We start from the raw sequence: 16,940 nt of genomic DNA, 5'->3' as shown, positions 1-16,940 counted from the left end.
CCGGCTCCTGCTCGCCGGAACCGTCCCCGGCCCCACGGTGTTCCGCGCCTTCATCGCCGTTCTCCTCCTGCCGCTCGGCCTCTGGCTGTGCGGGCGCACCTGGCGCCCGGCGCCACTTGCCCGGACGGCCCGGCCCCTGTCGGCTCGATCCACCGCGGGCCTGTCCCTGGCCGTCGGGGCCGTCGGTGGGATCTACGGGATCGGCGGCGGCTCCCTGCTGGGCCCCGTCCTCGTCGGCCGCCGACCGCCCGTCGCCGAGGTCGCGCCCGCCGCGCTCGCCTCGACCCGGCTCCGCCGAGCGCGGGCTCCCGGGTGGAGGGCACGGTCCGGTCGAAGGTCACCCCTCCAGGAATGGGAGGCGGCCCGGACGCGCGAGCCGCCCGGGTCGCGCCATGGGCGTCCGTCCGCCGTGCGGAGGCGATCGAAGGGCACGGCGCCGGTTCTGCCTATCGTTGGCGCCATGGACGTATTCGACGAGCTGTTGCGGGGCGTGCGGGGCCGAGGAGCGGTGTTCGGACGTTCGGTGCTGTGGCCGCCCTGGTCGCTGCGCTTCACCGACGGGCCCTACCTGACGCTGATCCTGCCGCTGCGCGGAGCGGGGTGGATCGTGCCGGAGGCCGGGGAGCCCCGGCGCGTCGCGCTCGGTGAGGTCGCGATCGTCCGGGGTCCCGCCCCGTTCTCCTTCACCGACGACCCGGCGCATGGTCCGGGGGCCGAACACGCCGTCGGCGCACGGGAGGTCCACTGGCGCGAGGAACCGCCGGACGCCGCCGAACGCGACCAGGAACTCAGCTGCCCCACGGTGCTGCTCGCCGCCGCCTACGACGTACGGGCGCAGGTTCCGCAGCGGCTGCTGCGCGCGCTGCCGCCGGTTCTGGTGGTGCCCGACGAACCGGACTGCGCGCCGTTGCGCGACTACCTGGAGGGCCAGATCGGCAGCGGCGGGCCGGGGCGCCAGATCGTGCTCGACCGGCTGCTGGACTGGCTGCTGGTGTGCACGCTGCGGGACTGGTTCGACCGGCCCGAGGCCCAGCCGCCGGGCTGGTACGGCGCGCAGGGCGACGAGGTCGCCGGCCCGGCGCTGCGAGCGATCCACGCGGATCCGGCGCACCCCTGGACGACGGCGGAGCTGGCGGCGCGGGCGGGGGTGTCGCGGACGACCCTGGCGAAGCGGTTCACCGAGCTGGTCGGCGACGGTCCGGTGGCCTACCTCACCGAGTGGCGGATGACGCTCGCCGCCGACCTGCTGAGCAGTACCGGGCTGACGGTTGCGGCGGTGGCCCGGCGGGTCGGTTACGCGGACGCTTTCGGTTTCGGCGCGGCCTTCAAACGACTTCGGGGCGTGAGTCCCGGCGCCTACCGGCGCGAGGCGACGACCACCCTTGATCCGGACCGGGCCGCTCCGGTGGGCTGAGCCGGGCGCGAGCGGACGCGGAACCAGGGACCGGCGGGCGGCGCGACGACCCGGTCCGCCTTCGGGGCGAGCGCCCTTCGCACCGGGTCTCCACGCCCGCCCGCCCCGGACGCGTTCAGGCCCAGGCGCCCGCCGCCGCCGCGTCACGGGCGAAGTCGGCGAAGTCGCGCGGAGGGCGGCCGAGCGCCCGGCGGACACCGTCCGTCAGCGGAGCCTCGCGGCTCGTGAGGATCGGCTCCATCGCCTCCGTCCAGACCGCCGCCTCCTCCTCGGGCATCCCCTGCGCCACGAGCGCCGCCCGGTGGGCGGACGGCTCGACCGGCACGTAGGCGGCGCGCACTCCGGTCACCTTCGCGATCTCATCGAGCACGTCGGCGACGCTCAGAGCGCGGGGGCCGGACAGCTCGTACACCTCGCCGGCGTGACCGTCCTCGGTGAGGGCCGCGACGGCGACCGCCGCGATGTCGTCGGCATCGATGAACGAGGCGGTCCCGTCTCCGGTGGGCAGCGCCAGCTCACCGGCGCGCACGCCGTCGAGGAAGACACCCTCGCTGAAGTTCTGGGCGAACCACCCGGGCCGCAGGATCGTCCAGGCAACCCCGGAGGACCGGACGGCCGCCTCGCTCTCCCGGTGCGGGGCGCCGACCGCGTCGGAGAAGTGGCCGGGAGCGTCGACGCCCCGGGCCGAGAGCAACACCAGCCGCCGCACGCCGGCGGCGACGGCCCGCTCGACGAAGGCCGGCGTCGGGGACGGCGAGCTCTCGGGCCCGACGACGTAGACGGCGTCGGCTCCGTCGAGAGCCGGCTGCCAGGTGTCGGGGTCCGACCAGTCGAAAGGAGTGTCGCCGGAGCGGGAAGCCGCGCGGGTCTCCACGCCCAGCTCACGGAGGAGGGCGACGACCCTGCGGCCGGTCTTGCCGGTGCCGCCGAGGACCAGGACGGTCCCCGGGGCGGTCGTCGCGTCGGTGCGGGTGCTGTCGGTGTAGGTCATGCGTCGAGCCTCACAGGACGGGGCGCCGGCTGCCATGGGTGATCGTCCGGAAGAGATGTCCGAGCGTCCGCCCCCTGACCGACTCCCCGCGCCGGACCCTCACCGGAGTACTTCGGGCTTGGCCTCCAGCCGCTCCCGTGTCAGCCGGTGGGCGTGGCCACTCGGGCGAGCAGGGCGGCCGACTCCTGCGGCGCGAGGGCGTGCTCGTAGACGATCTCGCCGGTCATCCCGGGAAAGAACCGGCCGGCGGGCCAGTTCCTTCGATACGCGGGCGGGTCGAGGACCACGATGCGGACACCGTCGACGACGGGGATGTCCGCCGGTTTGCCTTCGTTCCAGATCCACTCGCCGTCGGCGCCGACAAGGTTGAAGGAACCGATGGTCGCCACCATTCCGGCCTGGTCGCGGCAGCAGGCCACGGCCTCCGCCGACGGCGCCTGCCCGTTCACGAGGCCCCGGCCGATCAGGGCGTCGGCGAGGAGCGTGTGCAGCTGAAAGTTGTCTCCGACCCCGGAGGCGCGCAGCGCGAAGCCGGCGCCGGTGACGCGGTCGAGCACGATGAGCGGCTCATCGTCGAGGACGGCGAGGGCGTACGCGAGGCACTTGAACGGCTCGTCCGACAACTCCGCCACCCGCGCGACGGCGACTGCCAATCGTTCGCGACCGGGGACCTCGCGGCGCACCCGCGGGGAGTTGAGCATGGCCACGCAGGCCATCTCGAACTGTGGCAGCGACTGCCAGGCCATGACGGGCTCGAAGCCGATCCGCTCGAAGTCGGCCTCCTCCAGGCCCTCGCCCTCGTGCTCGGGCAGCTCGCCCCTACCCGAAGCCGTCCACCGCTCGCAGAAGACGGCGGCCTGCTCGAAGGCGTCCAGAGCGCTCGCGAACACGTCGGGCGCGCAGGCCAGTGGGTCGGCACCCCGCTCGACGCACGCCCCGCTCAGCACGGCAACGACTGCTCGCGGCCCGGGCGGCACCTGCCCGAGCAGAGCCGAGAGCCGGGGCCCCGCGGCCCGCAGGTCGGCGTCCGCCGCCTTGTCGAAACCGTGCGTCAGCCGGGCGAAGGCACGCTCCGCCGCGTCCGCGTCCTGAGCCCGTACGGCCGCTTCGAAGGTACCGACGGCGGCCGGAAACCGCCCACGTCCGAATATCATCCCCGCACCCTAGTCGACGCTCACGACAGCCCTTCGGGCACGGCGTGCTCGCCCGCCTGATGGCAGGTCAGGGGCCCCGACGTCCGGTGGGCCTCGGTGACGATGCCGGGAGGCGTTCAGTCGATCGAGCGTGGGGGCTGTGCATTGTGCGACAGCGACCGTTGAGGATCCGGCCGGGCGGCCGGGTCTCGGAGTCCGGCCCGTTCCTCGGCCCAGGCGCGGGCGGTCGCCGCGTTCTGGGTGGACGTCGTGGGGCAGCCCCAGAGCTGCTCGCTGCTGTGGATCGCCCGAGCCCGCTCCGCCGGGATGTCCGCCGGTGCGACGAAGGCGAGGCCCCGGCAATGAGCCGTGAGGCCGGGTCGGATCGACTTGAGGACGTTGACCCGGTCGGCGGCGCTGGTGCCGGACGGCCGGGGCGCGTGTGCTCGTGGCGGGGCGGGCATGAGGAGGACCGCCGCGAAGGGCTCGCCCCGTTCCGTCAGGGCGCGCAGTTCGTCGAGCACCAGTGCCTGGGCCAACTCCATGGGCAATCCCGCTGCGTCGATCTCCCGCACGGCCTCGGGCCGCCCTTGTTCCCCTGCTTCTCGTACGTCCATCGGGCCACCGTAACAGGATTAGCGACCATTGGTCACTAATTGGCTGCCGGTGCTCCTGAGTACGCTTGCCCCGATGAACAGCATCGGAAAGAGCGGGCCCGGACGGCCTCCTCGGCTGAGCCGAGAGCGGATCGTCGAGGCGGCGCTGCAAGGCGGCGTGGCAACGCTCACCATGCGGGAGCTCGCGGCGCGGCTCGGCGTCTCGCACTCGTCCCTGTACCGGTGGGTACCCGACCGCGACGGCGTCCTGGACCTCGTCAGCGAGGTCATGATCGAGCGGGTGCTGCCCCGTGACGAGCCGGACGCCGACACCTGGCGGGACTGGCTCGGGCGGCTGGCGTGGGCGATGCACGACGAGTTCCTCGCCGTACCCGGATACGCGGCCCATGTCGCACGCCCGCACCAGCACCACGCCGGCTCGTTCGGGCGGCTGCGGGACGGGGCCGTGGCCGCGTTCCGCGCCGGCGGAGCCGGCCCGCACCTGGCCGAGCAGAACTGGATCCTCTTCGGGTTCGGGGTGGTCCGATGGCTGGGTGCGGCGGGCGGTGGTCCCGAGGAGCCGGCGTTCGGCCTCTACCTCGACACCCTGCTGCGCGGCCTGCCCCGGCACGGCGACCTGCCCCGACCTGAACCCCGTTCCCTCACTGTCGACGGTTCGACGGCAGCCGCGCGTCACGAGGGGTAGCCGTGCGCGCGGGTGGCCCAAGACGGTTCTGCGGCACCGGCGTTGTCCCCGTAGGGGCGAACCGGCGGCCCGCGCGCTACGCTCCCGCACATGCCGACCATGAACATGTCATCGCGGGGCGGTCTTCTCGGTGCGCCCCCGCGGTTCGGGCCGCGTCCGGCCGGGACCACGGCCTCGCGGAGAACCGGACGGTTCTCCTTCGTCCTGCTCCTCTTGCTGAGCCTCCTGGGGACACCGGCGCTGGCGAGCGCCGCACCGCCGCCCGCACCCTCCCGCACCGTCGCTGCTGCTGCTTCCGCCGCCGCTCCGGCCGTGAACGCCGCCGCCGCGGCCCAGGCGCGAGCCCGCTGGGGAGATCGGCGACTCGACGAGGTCTCTTTCCTCGGCACGCACAACGCCTTCACCAACTACGAGGATTCCCGCTGGAGTTCGGTCGCTCAGTCCGAGTCCATACGCCATCAGCTCGACAACGGGGTGCGCGGCCTGAGCCTGGACACCCACTGGTACGAGCGCAGTAGGTGGCTCTGCGTCATCAGCTTCGGCAGCGACTGCTACCCGAGTGACGTCCACCTCTGTCACGGCGAGTGCAAGACCTTCGCCGGGGTGACCTACGCACTTCCCCGGCAGTCCTTCCAGGGCAGCATGCAAACCGTGGTGGACTTCCTCGCGGCGAACCCCCAGGAGGTGGTGACCATCTTCCTGGAGGACTACGTCACCGCCCAGCAACTGGGGAACTCGCTCGGTCGGGTACGCGGGTTGGACCAGCTCCTCTTCCGCCCCGACGTGTGGAACGTGCGCCAGCAGGGGTGGCCGAGGATGACCGACCTCGTCGGCTCCGGGAAGCGCCTGCTGATCTTCAGCGACGAGCCCGACCGGGAGCACCTGGGCGTCATGTACGACAAGGCCTGGACCGTCAGCAACTTTTGGAGCCTGGGCGACCTCGGCAACGACGTCTCCTGCGTCAGCCGGTGGTCCGACGTGCCGCTGGACCGTCAGGAACCGGGCTTCCGGCGGCTCTTCACCATGAGCCACCACAGGAACGTTCCCACGGCGATCAACGCCGTTCTCGACAACGGGACCAAACTGCGGGACCGCGTCAGCGAACGGTGCCGCCCGGCGGCCGGCGGACGCGACCCGAACTTCGTCTCGGTCGACTTCCACAAGTTGTCCGACGGGAGTGGCCACACGCCGGCGTCGATCGTCGCCGAACTCAACGCCCGCAACTGAGACCTGCCGCCCCTACGCCTCTCGCGGCACGCCCGTTCCCGGTACACGGGGGGCGGGCGGGCCGCCCCTTCCGGATCCTTCAGGGTTTCACCGGTGGGGCGCCGGCGCCTCGGCCACAGCGGTCTGGGACGGATCGATGGCGGTCCGCCCGTCCTCGATGTCCCACAGGGCGTTCTGGAGCAGTCGGGCCAGTGTCCAGTCGGCCGCGCGTCCGCGGTCCAGGTCGACCGGGACGGCGTGCAGCCGGGCCAGGAGTCCGGCCACGACCCCCATGGCCACGTCGTCGTCCTGGACGGAACCGTTCTCCCGGACGGCTGTGAACGCGTTCACGACCCGTGACGGTGAACGGCCGCTGTGGCGGGTCCTGTTGACCCGTCATTCATCGGCGTCCCGGACGGGCCAGAAGCGGGGACAGGTCCCCGTTTCTTGTGCTACCGTTCCGGCTGTCAGCGAAACGGGGAGGAGTCCCCGTTTGCGAACGGGGGGTGGGGGATCATGGGCGGCACGGCTTTGGTGCTCGGCGGCGGGGGAGCGGTCGGGCTCGCATGGACGGTCGGAATGCTGGCCGGGCTGGCCGAGGAGGGGCTCGACCTCTCCGGCGCCGACGTGACGATCGGGACCTCCGCCGGCTCCGTGATCGGAGCACGGCTCACCTCCGGCGTCCCGGTCGAGGAGATGTACCGCGAAGAACTCGACGGACCCCCGGAGCTCGACATCACCGTCACGCTGCGCCAGACGGCCCGCTTCCTGTGGGCCGCACTCGGCTCACGTGATCCGCAGCGCTCCGCACAGCGCCTCGGGCGAGCCGCACTGGCCTCCCGTACCGTTCCCGAGTCGGCCGTGCACGACGCGGTTGCCGTCCTCCTGGCCGGCGTACGCGATTGGCCCGCCGCCGCCCTGCGGCTGACCGCCGTGGACGCCCGCAGCGGCGACCTGGCCGCGTTCGACTCCGCCTCGGGCATCGCTCTTCCCGACGCCGTGGCGGCGAGCTGCGCGGTTCCGGTGCTCTGGCCGCCCGTATCGGTGGCAGGCGGCCGATGGATGGACGGAGGCAGCCGTTCGACGGCCAACGTGCACCTCGCCCGCGGCGCTCGCCGCGTCGTCGCCGTCACCCCGATCCCCGAAGCCGTCGGTCCCCACCCGAGCGCCACCGCCCAGGGGGCCGAACTCGCCGCGGACGGGGCGCTGGTGGCGGTCCTCACCCCCGACCGCGAGGCCCGCAGGGCCTTCGGTCGCAACATGCTCGACCAGACCCGCCGTACGGCCGCCGCCCGGGCCGGCCGTGCCCAGGCGGCCTCCTGCGCGGAAACCGTCCGCGCGGTGTGGACCCCTTGACGCACCGGTCGGGTACGGAGCGGAACGGCCTCCGCACCCGACCGGCCGCCGGTCCCCCGCGGACGAGGGCTCGTGCAGGTCGAAGGCGCCGGAACCCGGCCGCCCCACCGGCCCGCCCGCCCGTCCCCGATCCGGCCCGGGAACACGTCCCCGCCCATGGCGGGCTTCGTGAGGGATCTCCACCGGGCCTCCCCGCCCCCTCAAGCACCGGAGCGAGAAACCATGCCCGCTCCGCGCCCCACCGACAACCGGAGGAACGACATGCCTGCCCTGACCCTGACACCCGGTGAACCGGCCCCCACAGAGGTCGACTTCGCCGTCGACCCGCATTCCTTCCACGCCGCACTGCGCGAGAAGGGCCCTGTACAACGCGTTCACGTCCCAGGCAGCGGCGACGTCTGGCTCGTCCTCGGCCGCGAGGAGGTGCGCGCCGCGCTCACCGACCCCGCACTGAGCAACGACATACGACACTCCGCGACCTGGGGGAGCGACGGCGGCAACGCCATCGGGCTGAACATGTTGCAGACCGACGCACCCCAGCACACCCGCCTGCGCGCCCTGGTCGCACGCGAGTTCACCGCCGGTCGGATCGAGGCGATGCGGCCGCGCGTGCAGCGGATCGCCGACGGTCTCCTCGACGCCCTCCCGCCGGCCGGGACCGTCGACCTGGTCGCCCACTACGCGCTGCCGCTGCCGCTCACCGTCATCTGTGAGCTGCTCGGAGTCCCCGTCGAGGACCAGCACCTCTTCCACACCTGGTCGACCGAGCTCGTCGCACCGTCCTCACCCGCCGCGGCGGGCGCCGCCGCCGGGGCGATGAGCGCGTACTTCGCCGCGCTCATCGCCGCCAAGGCCGCTGACCCCGGCGCGGACATGATGAGCGCCCTCGTCGGAGCCTCCGCGGAGTCGGACGGGCTGACCGCCGAAGAACTGCTCGGCATGGCCTTCCTGCTGCTGGTCGCCGGGCACGAGACCACGGTCAATCTCATCTCGGGCGGCGTCCTGAACCTGCTGCGCCACCCCGACCAGCTCGCCGCGCTGCGGGCGGACCCCGCCCTCCTCGACGGAGCCGTGGAGGAGATGCTCCGCCACGACGGGCCCGTCACCGCAGCGGCCTTCCGGTACGCCGCGGAACCCCTGGAGATCGCGGGGGTCCGGATACCGGCCGGCGACAGCGTGATGCTCTCCCTGGCCGCGGCCTCCCGGGACCCCGATCACTTCACCGACCCCGACCGCTTCGACATCCGCCGCAGCACCCGGGGACACCTCGCGTTCGGCCACGGCATCCATCACTGCCTGGGCGCGCCGCTCGCCCGCGTCGAAGGGCGGATCGCCGTCGAGACCCTGCTGCGGCGGCTGCCGGACCTCGCCCTCGCCGCCGAACCCGACTCCCTCGTACACCGCCGGAGCGCCATGCTCAGCGGCGTCGCCGCCCTGCCGGTGCGCTGGTCGCGGCGGCTCCCCGCGTGACGCCGCCCCCGATGGGGATAGCATCCGTACCGGACCACGATCCCCGATGCCGGAGGGCCCGCGTGGGCACCGACGACGCGAGGAGTGGACAGTGACCCCGGGCACGGAACGGCCGGCGACGATACGGCGTGACGCGCTGCGCAACCGAGAGCTGCTGCTGGCCGCCGCGCGCAAGGTCTTCGCCGCCCAAGGCCTGGACGCCCGCCTCGACGAGATCGCACGCAGGGCCGGCGTCGGAAACGCCACCCTGTACCGGCACTTCCCCACCCGCGCCGCCCTGATCGACGCGGCGTTCCGGGACGCGCTCCAGGGCACCGTCGACGCCGGGGAAGAGGCTCGCGGCGCGGCCGATCCCTGGGCGGGGCTGGCCTCCTACCTGGAGGCGGTCTTCACCGTGCTCGCGGCGGACCGGGGCGTCAACGACCTGATGACGACCCAGATCGAAGGCGTGACCTCCCTCGACGCCGTCCACGTCCACAACCACGAGACGATCGCTCTGCTCGTGGACCGCGCCCAGCGTGACGGAGCGATGCGGCCCGACGTCACCGTCGAGGACATGCTCCTGAACCTGGCCACGCTGGGCCGCTCGGTCCCGTCGCTGGCGGCCGCGGGACCGCCACATGCCTGGCGCCGGCAACTGGCCCTGTTCCTCGACGGCTTGCGCGCCGGAACGCGCCCCCCGTCGGACCTGCCCGCGTCAGGCCTCACCGCGGAACAACTGGCGGCGGTCCTTCTCGACCTGGGCCCCCACCGCCGGACCTGACCCGACCCGGGCCAGTGCTGCCCGGTCCGGTGATGGGCGGCCGGTTCGCGGGGCAGGACGGGGGTGCGGCGTCCGTGGCGAAGAGTCCGGGAGCGAGCCGCACCACACCGGCGGTCCCCACCGCACGGTTCTGTTCATCGGGCCTCGGCCGCGGACGGCAACCGCTCCGCGACCTTGTCCGCGAGCGTTTCGAACTCCGACCGCAGGAACGGCTCGGCGAACCTGGCCAGGCCCTTGAAACGCAGCGAAGCGGTGTAGGACATGTGGGTGGCCGATGCCGATCGGGCCTCGAAACGCATGACGTCGGTGGAGGTCACGGTCTTGTTCACCCCGACGAACACCAGCTCGTGCGAATCCCGGGAGTCGAGTCGGTAGACCAGGTCGGTGGTTCGCCCGCGGAAGCGAGAGGTGTTCTGCCAGCCGGCGCCCGGCCGCACCGGCCCGTCATCGATCCGGACGCACCGTACCGTGCCCGGATCCCATTCCTCGGCGTGGCCGAAGTCCTCCAGGTAGGTGATCAACTCGTCGAGCGGAAGTTCGACGAGGAAACTACGCTCCACCGTGATCACTGGCGCGCTCCTTCTGCCGCTTTCAGGACCGGCCCGTGCCGATCCCTCGCCCCTTCTTCCGCGCCCCACCCGACATCGGATGCTTTACCGTGGCCGTTTCTGGACGTGGTGGTCGCCATCGGCGCTGTCGGTTCCGGCCGAACTGCGGACGTCCCGGACGTGGCCGGCGAGCACCTGTTCACGATCAACGCGCCGGCCCCGATCGCGGTGGTGCGCGGCTCGCCGGCGGTGCTGTGCCTTCGACCGGGCGCTGAGCCGGATCGGAATCCGCGGACCACGCCCGGTCGCCGACAACTGGAGGGTGACGGCTGCCGGGGCTCAGTCGCCGCCGCAGCTCGACCCGCAACCGGAGCCGCAGCCGCCCCCGTCGTGCCGGTTGCCGGAGCCGCTCCCGCGCCCCCGGCCCGACGGGCCGCGCGGAGCGTTCCTGAGGCGCTGCTCCGCCTCGCGCTGCGCCTTCCGGGAGCGCTCCGCCCGCTCCGTTTCCTCCTGGAGCCGCTGACGCTGCCGGGCAGCGCCATCCGCCGGTTCCCACTGGCCCAGCCCGTGGCGGCGGTCCGGGCGGAGCGCGGCGGCGGTCACGGTCGCGTACATCCGCCCCGTGTCCTGGTGGCGGTGGTATTCGGCGCAGGCGTATGCGAGGGCGACTTCGTCGCCCTCCGCGAGGGCGCCGTACAGGACCGCTTCGAAGGGCTCGTGCGCGGGGTCGACGTCGTGGTGCCCGTTCCCCACTCCGTACGCCGAGCCGCTGCCCAGAAGGCGCGTCATGGCGCGGGTGTCGTTCTTGCGGGGAACGTACGCGATCAGGGGCGCCGCCGAGCGGGTGCGGGCGTCCGGGCACACCCAGTGGCGTCCGTCCGCCCCGGTGCGCACGCCCACGATCAGGGCGGGCTGTGCCTGCTCGTGCAACCGCCGGGCCGCCCGGTGGGCGAGCCCGCCCCAGCCCCAGAAGGTGGTACCGGCCACAAGGAGCACCAGTGCGATGCCTTGCTGCCCGACGGCGTCATAGGCGACGCCGGACGCGGTCGATCCCCCGAACAGGCCGTCGGCGAGCACGACTACGGCGATCAGGCAGAGCGCCAGCCCGATGTAGACCTGCTCGTGCCCGCGACGGCCGTCCGTTTCCGGGGTGCCGGCGGGCAGCGGGAAGCGGCGGTGTCCCGCAGCGGCGAGTGCCAGGGCCCGCTGTCGGCGTCTGGCCCGCAGCCGCAGACAGCTTCCCGTGAAGGCGACGGCGCAGGCGGCGAGTACGACCAGCCACCCGGCCCCTGCCGGATGGTCCACGTCGCCGGAGCGGGCCAGGGTCAGAACTGCCTCCCCGGCGACGAACACAGCCGCCGGTACGGCCGCGACCGGAACGTAGCGGTACCAGAGCGGCAGGGCGGTCAGCAGGACCAGACCCGGATACCTCCACCAGTCCGTGCCGTCCCCGGGCCCGCTGTGCCAGGCCGCGGACGTGGCCGAGAGCCCGAACAGCAGGACGTACGCCGCCGCCACCATGACGCCCAGGACCCAGCCGCCCACGGCCGGGGCGAGAACGGCCGGGACCGCCGCCTTCCGCCACCGTTCGGCATCGGCCACGGCCCAGGTGGCGACGCCGCTTCCGGACACGGACCGGGAGGCGACACCGTCCCGGGTCACGGACCAGCCGGCGACACCGTCTTCGGGCAGAGCCCCGGTCGGCAGATGTTTGATGTGATACACCGTCACCGAACCACCGCCACGCGCCGCCCCCGTATGCCCATCCCGCACACCCCCGCGTTCGCTCGCCCACCCCTTCCCGGCCAGTCTGCCCGCAACGGCCCTGCGTCCCACCTCGAAGAGCGCCTTCCGGTCACCCACTCCGGTCCGGCGCCACGCTTCGCGTTCGACGCGGGCGAGCCGCGATCCGGCTGCGCCGGGCTGCCTGCCCTGCGCCGGGCTCCCGCAATCGGGCGGGCGGGCGTCTCATCGCCCTGCCGGCCGCCGCGGTCTGCGGTGCCGCTTCTCGTACGCCTCCCGGATTCCGCCGGCCAGCCCCAGGAGCAGCGCCGCGCCGACCGCCACCGCGGCTGCGCCACGCATGCCTCGGCCGTGGACGTCCCCGGCAGCCCGCGGAGAGACCTTGCCCTGCGGGTCGTGCACCACGGCCAGTGACTCGCCCTCCTGCGCGAGCCGCGAGGGGGTGTCCAGGTGCTCCGGACCGCCCGAGGGGCAGTTCAGACGGTGGTCGTACGAGGTCCGGGTCGTGGAGGTCCAGTGGCCCTGGGCGTCCATGGAGGAGTCCGTCTCGGTGTGTTCGGTGACCTTCAGTACGACGCAGCTGATCTCCACACCCCTGTCCTCCAGCGCGCTGTGCCCCACGGACGCGAGTGCCAGGATGGCGCCGAGGCCCGCAGGAAGGGCGGACAGCGCGATGAGCGAGGCTCCGCGCCGCGCGGCGAGGACGGCGTGCCCGCCGAGCAGCACCAGGGGGAGCAGCAGCCCGCCGAGGAAGAATCCCCACCTGCCCAGCGACCCGTACGCCGACTCCCGGGCCACCCCGAACGCCAGGGCCGCGGCCATCGGAGGCACGGCCAGCGCCACCGCGGTTCGCCGGAGCCCGCGTGCCCATCCCCCGTGCCGGCTCGCCATTGCCCGCCCACCCCCCCCGGTGGCTCGTACTTCTTCCTTCCAGGTAACCGCGCCAACACGGGCCCGTAAAGGGCGCGGCTGTCAGGAGGCGGCGGGGCGGCGGCAGCGGTTGGTCGCCGGCGGGTCGACCGGGTCCGGTTCCTGCCACTCACCGAGCCCGGTCCACCTTTTCAGGCGGGCCAGTCGACCTGTCCGCCGCCGACCTGAAGTACATCCGGCACCTCGGCTTCGTAGAACCTGAGGAACCCGACCCCGACCGCGCCGTTTCCGAGCCGGTGCGTTTCGTGAGCCCTGGTGGCCAGCCAGCAGAGCAGCTCGCCGACCCGCTCGAACTCGTCCGGGTGGATCTCCTGTCGGGACGTCAGCGACCAGCCCCCGCGCGACAGGCCGGCGCGACTGGCAAGTGCCGAGCCGAGCACCCCACCCACCCGCGCTGCCGCGCCCCGTTCGGCCAACAGCGGGTGGGGATCGTCGTCGATCACCGGGTTCCCCGAGTCGTCCTCCACCACGACCGGGAACGCGGTGACGATGGACAGACGATCCGGCCGGGGTCCGATCCCGAGATGCCAGTTCAGCTCGGCGAGCTCCATCTCGGAGATCTCGTCCCGCAGGTCGACGGCAATCATCAGCTCATGGAGATCACTCACCCGGTGAACGCTATACGGGGGAGCGGATCGAGGACCGCTTCCGGCCGTCGTCGGGCTCCGTCCGGTCGAAGCCGCCGTCCGGCCCGACGATGCAGCCGTCGGGGGAGACACCCATCGATCAGGTCACCTTGCGGCGGGGCGGGGCACGTCAGCGCCGGTGGGCGTGTCATCCCAATGGGGCGATGTGCGGCACGGACGATCAGGCAAGACTCTTGCCAAGCCAACCATCGCCCCGGAGGTTCCATGTCGAAGAGCGGCGCGCCTCGCATCGACGATCCGCGTGAGGCACCGGCGCGGGCGTCGCTCGTTCTGGCGTCCCTGATCATCGTCGCCGCGGTGGCCAACTTGAACCTGTCCGTGGCCAACGTGGCGCTGCCCGCGATCGGGAAGGCCTTCGACTCCTCCCAGACCTCGCTGAACCTGATCGCCGTGGGGTACTCGCTCGGCCTGGCCGCGTCGGTGCTCTATCTGGGTGCGGTCGGCGACCGTCACGGGCGCAAGCTGCTGCTGCTCCTCGGCACCGCTCTGTCCGTCCCCGCCTGCCTGCTCGCAGCGTTCGCGCCGAACGACACCGTCCTCGTGATGGCCAGGATCCTCGGCGGGCTCTCGGCCGGCATGGCCTACCCGACCACCCTGGCGCTGATCACCGCCCTGTGGGCGGGGCCGGGACGGACGAAGTCGATCGCGCTGTGGTCGGCCCTGGGCGGAGGCATCTCCATGCTCGGGCCGGTGATCGCGGGCGCGCTGCTCGAACGCTTCTACTGGGGGTCGGTGTTCCTGGTCACGCTGCCCCTCGCCGTGGTCGCGCTGGTCATGGCCCTGCTGTTCGTCCCCGCGCACGCCAACGAGTCGGCCGAACCGCTGGACAACCTCGGCGGCATCCTGTCCGTCCTGCTGATCGCGGGACTGGTGCTGGCGATCAATTTCGCCGCCGTTCCCCACCAGGGGGGACTGGTCGTCGGCCTCGTCGTGATCGCCCTGGCTGCCGGAGCAGCGTTCTTCTGGCGCCAGCGCCGGGCTCCCAACCCGTTGTACGACCTCCACATCGCCGGCCGGCGCACGTTCTGGGTCGCCGCATGCGCGGGAATCATCGTCTACGGCTCCATGATGGGCTCGGCGTTCATCAGCCAGCAGTACCTGCAGAACGTGCTCGAGTACAACCCCGTCGAAGCCGGCGCCGCCATCCTCCCGCTCGTCGTGATGATCGTGCTCGTGGCGCCACGGTCGGCGAAGCTCATCGAGACGCGCGGCGCCCGTACGACCCTGCTCATCGGCTACACGTTCCTCTTCCTCGCCTTCGGCTGGATGCTGCTGTTCTGGGGCGAGAACAGCAGCTACTGGCAGATCGGCTTCGCCTACGTGCTCATCGGTATCGGCGCCGGCCTCGCCGGGACGCCCGCATCCCACTCGCTGACCGGATCGGTGCCCGTGCGCCGGGCCGGCATGGCCTCAGGCACCGCCGACCTGCAACGGGACCTCGGCGGGGCCGTCATGCAGTCCGTCATGGGCGTGCTCCTCACCGCCGGCTACGCCTCGGCCTTCAGATCGGCGATCGCCGCTTCCCCCGAAAGCAAGGAGGTGTCCGACCAGGTACAGAGCGAGCTGACGAAGTCGTTCTCCTCCGCCGCGCAGGTGGCCCAGCAGCACCCCCAGTACGCCGACCAGATCGTCGCGGCAGCACGCCAGTCGTTCCTCCACGGCGACGACTGGGCGTACGCCGTCGGGCTGGCCGCTATCGCCCTGGGTGCGCTGTTGGTCCTCTTCAGGTTCCCCCACCGGGACGCCGAGCGGGAGCTGCTGCGGCGCTACGCCACCGAGGACTCCGCCCCCGCCGCCACCGGGAGGCCGAGCGGACCGGCAGCCTGAGCGGCCGGTCGGGCACCGGGGGAACCGCCGCCGCCGAACGGGCCTACGCGTCCACGAAGCCGTCGGTCGTCGCGACCCGGGCGCCGCCCAACCGGCGGCGCTTGACGAGGAGAACAGCGGTGCGGGTGAGGACCATCGCCAGGGCCATGAACACGAAGGCGTTCGAGTAGACGTCCTGTCCGCTCAGCTTGTTCTCGATGCTGAACACGATGACGTCCTGCGCGAACCAGTGCTCGGAACCGTAGGCGAACAGCACGCGGGAGGCTGACATCAAGGTCCAGACGATCGCATAGGCGATGCCGCCCCTGGTGTAGACGTCACCGTCGGAAGCGCGATGGGCGGGCAGCAGAGTCGCGGCAATCAGACCGCAGGCGACTCCCGCACCGATCCCGGCCAGCTGGAGCCAGGGGTCGTTTCCGTTCAGGGGGAGGGTGCGGACGAAGAGCGCGATCACGATCGCGATCGCGATGATCGAGCGCAGCAGCCGCATGTTGGTGATCTGGCGGGTGCCCAGGTCGGTGGACAGGATGATGATCAGGATCACCCCGCTGGCGATCAAGGCGGTCAGGAACGGGCTCATGGGACAACCCCTCGTTTCGATGAGTACGGGGGCGCTTCGCGGCTCGCCCGGATCTTCCGTTCCCACGCTAGGGATCGGGAGGGGCGGACCTGGACAACCGACTGATGGACCGGCTGTCCACCGACAGGTGGACACGCGCGACCGGCGGGAGGGGCGTGGATGACGCACGGGGTCGCGCCGGGCCCACCGATCCGTCACCGGGCGTCGCCCGTCGACACGTTGTTCCTCGAGTTCCGGGGGTAACGTCCTGAGCATGGACCTTCGCACCACAGTTGAGCGCGCTCAACTCCTCAAGCAACTGCACGCCGATCACAAGCCGCTCGTGCTTCCGACCGTCTGGGACGTCTGGTCCGCGCGGACGGCAGTCGCTGCCGGGTTCCCCGCGCTGACGATCGGCAGTCACCCGCTCGCCGACTCCCGGGGGGCCGACGACCACGAAGGACAGACGTTCGAGGAAGTGCTCGCCGCCGTCAGGCCGATCATCGCGGCGGTCGACGTCCCCGTGTCCGTGGACCTGGAGGCCGGGTACGGACAGGATCCCGCGGATCTTGTCGCCGGACTCATCGAGGTCGGCGGCGTCGGTCTCAACGTCGAGGACACCGTCCACTCGGACGGCGGACGCGTGCGCAGCACGCAGGAGCACGCGGGCTACGTCGCGGGCCTGCGCGCCGCGGCTGACGACGCGGGGGTCCCGATCTGGGTCAACGGGCGTACCGACCTGTTCCTGCGGGCCGAGGACGCCTCGAAGGTTCTCGGCGAGGCGATCGAGCGACTGCTGGCCATGGAGCAGGCCGGCGCCGACAGCGTCTACCCGGTGGGCATCCAGGACGATGACGACCTGCTCGTGGCCGTGGTCGGCGCCGTCGCCGTTCCCGTGAACTCCACGGCCCATCCCGTCAAGCACGATCTCGGGCGTTTCCGGCGTCTGGGGGTCGGCCGGATCACTTACGGTCCGCTGCTGCAATTCGCGATGACGGATGCGATGAAGGGCCTGCTCGCCCCGTGGGCGCCTTAGCCCGTCTGCGCCCGA

The 16,940-nt window shown here is 72.4% G+C and carries 17 protein-coding genes; 8 read left to right on the top strand and 9 right to left on the bottom strand.

From position 1 onward, the window contains the following. The first annotated feature begins 460 nt into the window (after positions 1-460). On the top strand, positions 461-1,414 hold the full coding sequence (locus ACFY0I_RS35730; RefSeq protein WP_388903706.1) for an AraC family transcriptional regulator: 954 nt from the start codon (positions 461-463) through the stop codon (positions 1,412-1,414). Between the two features lie 115 nt (positions 1,415-1,529). Here the strand turns inward: ACFY0I_RS35730 and ACFY0I_RS35725 are convergent, their stop codons facing one another. The 3 genes from ACFY0I_RS35725 to ACFY0I_RS35715 all read right to left on the bottom strand — a co-directional run bounded on the left by ACFY0I_RS35725 (position 1,530) and on the right by ACFY0I_RS35715 (position 4,155). Continuing rightward, positions 1,530-2,405 carry an NAD(P)H-binding protein gene (locus ACFY0I_RS35725; RefSeq protein ID WP_388903705.1) on the bottom strand — a complete coding sequence of 292 codons (876 nt, stop codon included), beginning with the start codon at positions 2,403-2,405 and terminating at the stop codon, positions 1,530-1,532. 140 nt (positions 2,406-2,545) lie between these two features. Continuing rightward, positions 2,546-3,559: a hypothetical protein gene (locus ACFY0I_RS35720; RefSeq protein WP_388903704.1), complete on the bottom strand. Its 1,014-nt coding sequence runs from the start codon at positions 3,557-3,559 to the stop codon at positions 2,546-2,548. Between the two features lie 116 nt (positions 3,560-3,675). Continuing rightward, positions 3,676-4,155 (bottom strand): hypothetical protein, encoded by a 480-nt coding sequence (locus tag ACFY0I_RS35715; protein ID WP_388903703.1) that lies wholly within the window; start codon positions 4,153-4,155, stop codon positions 3,676-3,678. A gap of 73 nt (positions 4,156-4,228) precedes the next feature. Here ACFY0I_RS35715 and ACFY0I_RS35710 point away from each other — a divergent pair, with 73 nt between their 5' ends. Continuing rightward, positions 4,229-4,840 carry a TetR/AcrR family transcriptional regulator gene (locus ACFY0I_RS35710; RefSeq protein WP_388903702.1) on the top strand — a complete coding sequence of 204 codons (612 nt, stop codon included), beginning with the start codon at positions 4,229-4,231 and terminating at the stop codon, positions 4,838-4,840. A 90-nt stretch (positions 4,841-4,930) separates the two neighbouring features. After that, a complete protein-coding gene (locus ACFY0I_RS35705; RefSeq protein ID WP_388903700.1) occupies positions 4,931-6,067 on the top strand; it encodes a PI-PLC domain-containing protein in 1,137 nt (378 codons plus the stop codon). Between the two features lie 87 nt (positions 6,068-6,154). Here the strand turns inward: ACFY0I_RS35705 and ACFY0I_RS35700 are convergent, their stop codons facing one another. Beyond that, entirely contained in the window at positions 6,155-6,397 is a 243-nt protein-coding gene (locus ACFY0I_RS35700) for a hypothetical protein (RefSeq protein ID WP_388903804.1), read from the bottom strand. A gap of 165 nt (positions 6,398-6,562) precedes the next feature. Here ACFY0I_RS35700 and ACFY0I_RS35695 point away from each other — a divergent pair, with 165 nt between their 5' ends. The 3 genes from ACFY0I_RS35695 (at position 6,563) to ACFY0I_RS35685 (ending at position 9,635) form a co-directional block, all read left to right on the top strand. Beyond that, complete coding sequence (locus ACFY0I_RS35695; RefSeq protein ID WP_388903699.1) at positions 6,563-7,402, top strand: patatin-like phospholipase family protein; 840 nt, start codon at positions 6,563-6,565, stop codon at positions 7,400-7,402. A gap of 261 nt (positions 7,403-7,663) precedes the next feature. After that, on the top strand, positions 7,664-8,872 hold the full coding sequence (locus tag ACFY0I_RS35690) for a cytochrome P450 (protein ID WP_388903697.1): 1,209 nt from the start codon (positions 7,664-7,666) through the stop codon (positions 8,870-8,872). A gap of 91 nt (positions 8,873-8,963) precedes the next feature. Further along, positions 8,964-9,635, top strand: coding sequence for a TetR/AcrR family transcriptional regulator (locus ACFY0I_RS35685; RefSeq protein WP_388903695.1), 672 nt, complete (start codon positions 8,964-8,966; stop codon positions 9,633-9,635). 134 nt (positions 9,636-9,769) lie between these two features. Here ACFY0I_RS35685 and ACFY0I_RS35680 read toward each other — a convergent pair whose 3' ends face one another. The 4 genes from ACFY0I_RS35680 to ACFY0I_RS35665 form a co-directional block, all read right to left on the bottom strand. Continuing rightward, the gene (locus ACFY0I_RS35680; RefSeq protein WP_388903694.1) at positions 9,770-10,204 is read right to left on the bottom strand and encodes an SRPBCC family protein; all 435 of its coding nucleotides are present in this window, start codon (positions 10,202-10,204) and stop codon (positions 9,770-9,772) included. 318 nt (positions 10,205-10,522) lie between these two features. Then, complete coding sequence (locus ACFY0I_RS35675) at positions 10,523-11,815, bottom strand: hypothetical protein (RefSeq protein ID WP_388903693.1); 1,293 nt, start codon at positions 11,813-11,815, stop codon at positions 10,523-10,525. Between the two features lie 336 nt (positions 11,816-12,151). Beyond that, positions 12,152-12,757, bottom strand: coding sequence for a hypothetical protein (locus tag ACFY0I_RS35670; RefSeq protein WP_388903692.1), 606 nt, complete (start codon positions 12,755-12,757; stop codon positions 12,152-12,154). A 230-nt stretch (positions 12,758-12,987) separates the two neighbouring features. Further along, positions 12,988-13,464, bottom strand: coding sequence for a hypothetical protein (locus tag ACFY0I_RS35665; RefSeq protein ID WP_388903690.1), 477 nt, complete (start codon positions 13,462-13,464; stop codon positions 12,988-12,990). A gap of 243 nt (positions 13,465-13,707) precedes the next feature. On the opposite strand from ACFY0I_RS35665, the gene ACFY0I_RS35660 reads away from it, so the two are divergent. Further along, entirely contained in the window at positions 13,708-15,330 is a 1,623-nt protein-coding gene (locus ACFY0I_RS35660) for an MFS transporter (RefSeq protein WP_388903689.1), read from the top strand. 43 nt (positions 15,331-15,373) lie between these two features. On the opposite strand, the gene ACFY0I_RS35655 is transcribed toward ACFY0I_RS35660, so the two are convergent. Beyond that, positions 15,374-15,910 (bottom strand): hypothetical protein, encoded by a 537-nt coding sequence (locus ACFY0I_RS35655; RefSeq protein WP_388903687.1) that lies wholly within the window; start codon positions 15,908-15,910, stop codon positions 15,374-15,376. A 253-nt stretch (positions 15,911-16,163) separates the two neighbouring features. Between ACFY0I_RS35655 and ACFY0I_RS35650 the strand changes: the two genes are divergently transcribed. Then, positions 16,164-16,925, top strand: coding sequence for an isocitrate lyase/phosphoenolpyruvate mutase family protein (locus tag ACFY0I_RS35650; RefSeq protein ID WP_388903685.1), 762 nt, complete (start codon positions 16,164-16,166; stop codon positions 16,923-16,925). The last annotated feature ends 15 nt before the right edge of the window (positions 16,926-16,940 follow it).

Source organism: Streptomyces sp. NPDC001568 (assembly GCF_042893755.1).
GTDB lineage: Bacteria > Actinomycetota > Actinomycetes > Streptomycetales > Streptomycetaceae > Streptomyces.
This window is presented reverse-complemented; position numbering and strand designations above follow the sequence as displayed.

Coding starts and splice junctions, on each gene's coding strand:
- ACFY0I_RS35730 (WP_388903706.1), top strand. CDS start 461: ATGGACGTATTCGACGAGCTGTTGCGGGGCGTGCGGGGCCGAGGAGCG.
- ACFY0I_RS35725 (WP_388903705.1), bottom strand. CDS start 2,405: ATGACCTACACCGACAGCACCCGCACCGACGCGACGACCGCCCCGGGG.
- ACFY0I_RS35720 (WP_388903704.1), bottom strand. CDS start 3,559: ATGATATTCGGACGTGGGCGGTTTCCGGCCGCCGTCGGTACCTTCGAA.
- ACFY0I_RS35715 (WP_388903703.1), bottom strand. CDS start 4,155: ATGGACGTACGAGAAGCAGGGGAACAAGGGCGGCCCGAGGCCGTGCGG.
- ACFY0I_RS35710 (WP_388903702.1), top strand. CDS start 4,229: ATGAACAGCATCGGAAAGAGCGGGCCCGGACGGCCTCCTCGGCTGAGC.
- ACFY0I_RS35705 (WP_388903700.1), top strand. CDS start 4,931: ATGCCGACCATGAACATGTCATCGCGGGGCGGTCTTCTCGGTGCGCCC.
- ACFY0I_RS35695 (WP_388903699.1), top strand. CDS start 6,563: ATGGGCGGCACGGCTTTGGTGCTCGGCGGCGGGGGAGCGGTCGGGCTC.
- ACFY0I_RS35690 (WP_388903697.1), top strand. CDS start 7,664: ATGCCTGCCCTGACCCTGACACCCGGTGAACCGGCCCCCACAGAGGTC.
- ACFY0I_RS35660 (WP_388903689.1), top strand. CDS start 13,708: ATGTCGAAGAGCGGCGCGCCTCGCATCGACGATCCGCGTGAGGCACCG.
- ACFY0I_RS35655 (WP_388903687.1), bottom strand. CDS start 15,910: ATGAGCCCGTTCCTGACCGCCTTGATCGCCAGCGGGGTGATCCTGATC.
- ACFY0I_RS35650 (WP_388903685.1), top strand. CDS start 16,164: ATGGACCTTCGCACCACAGTTGAGCGCGCTCAACTCCTCAAGCAACTG.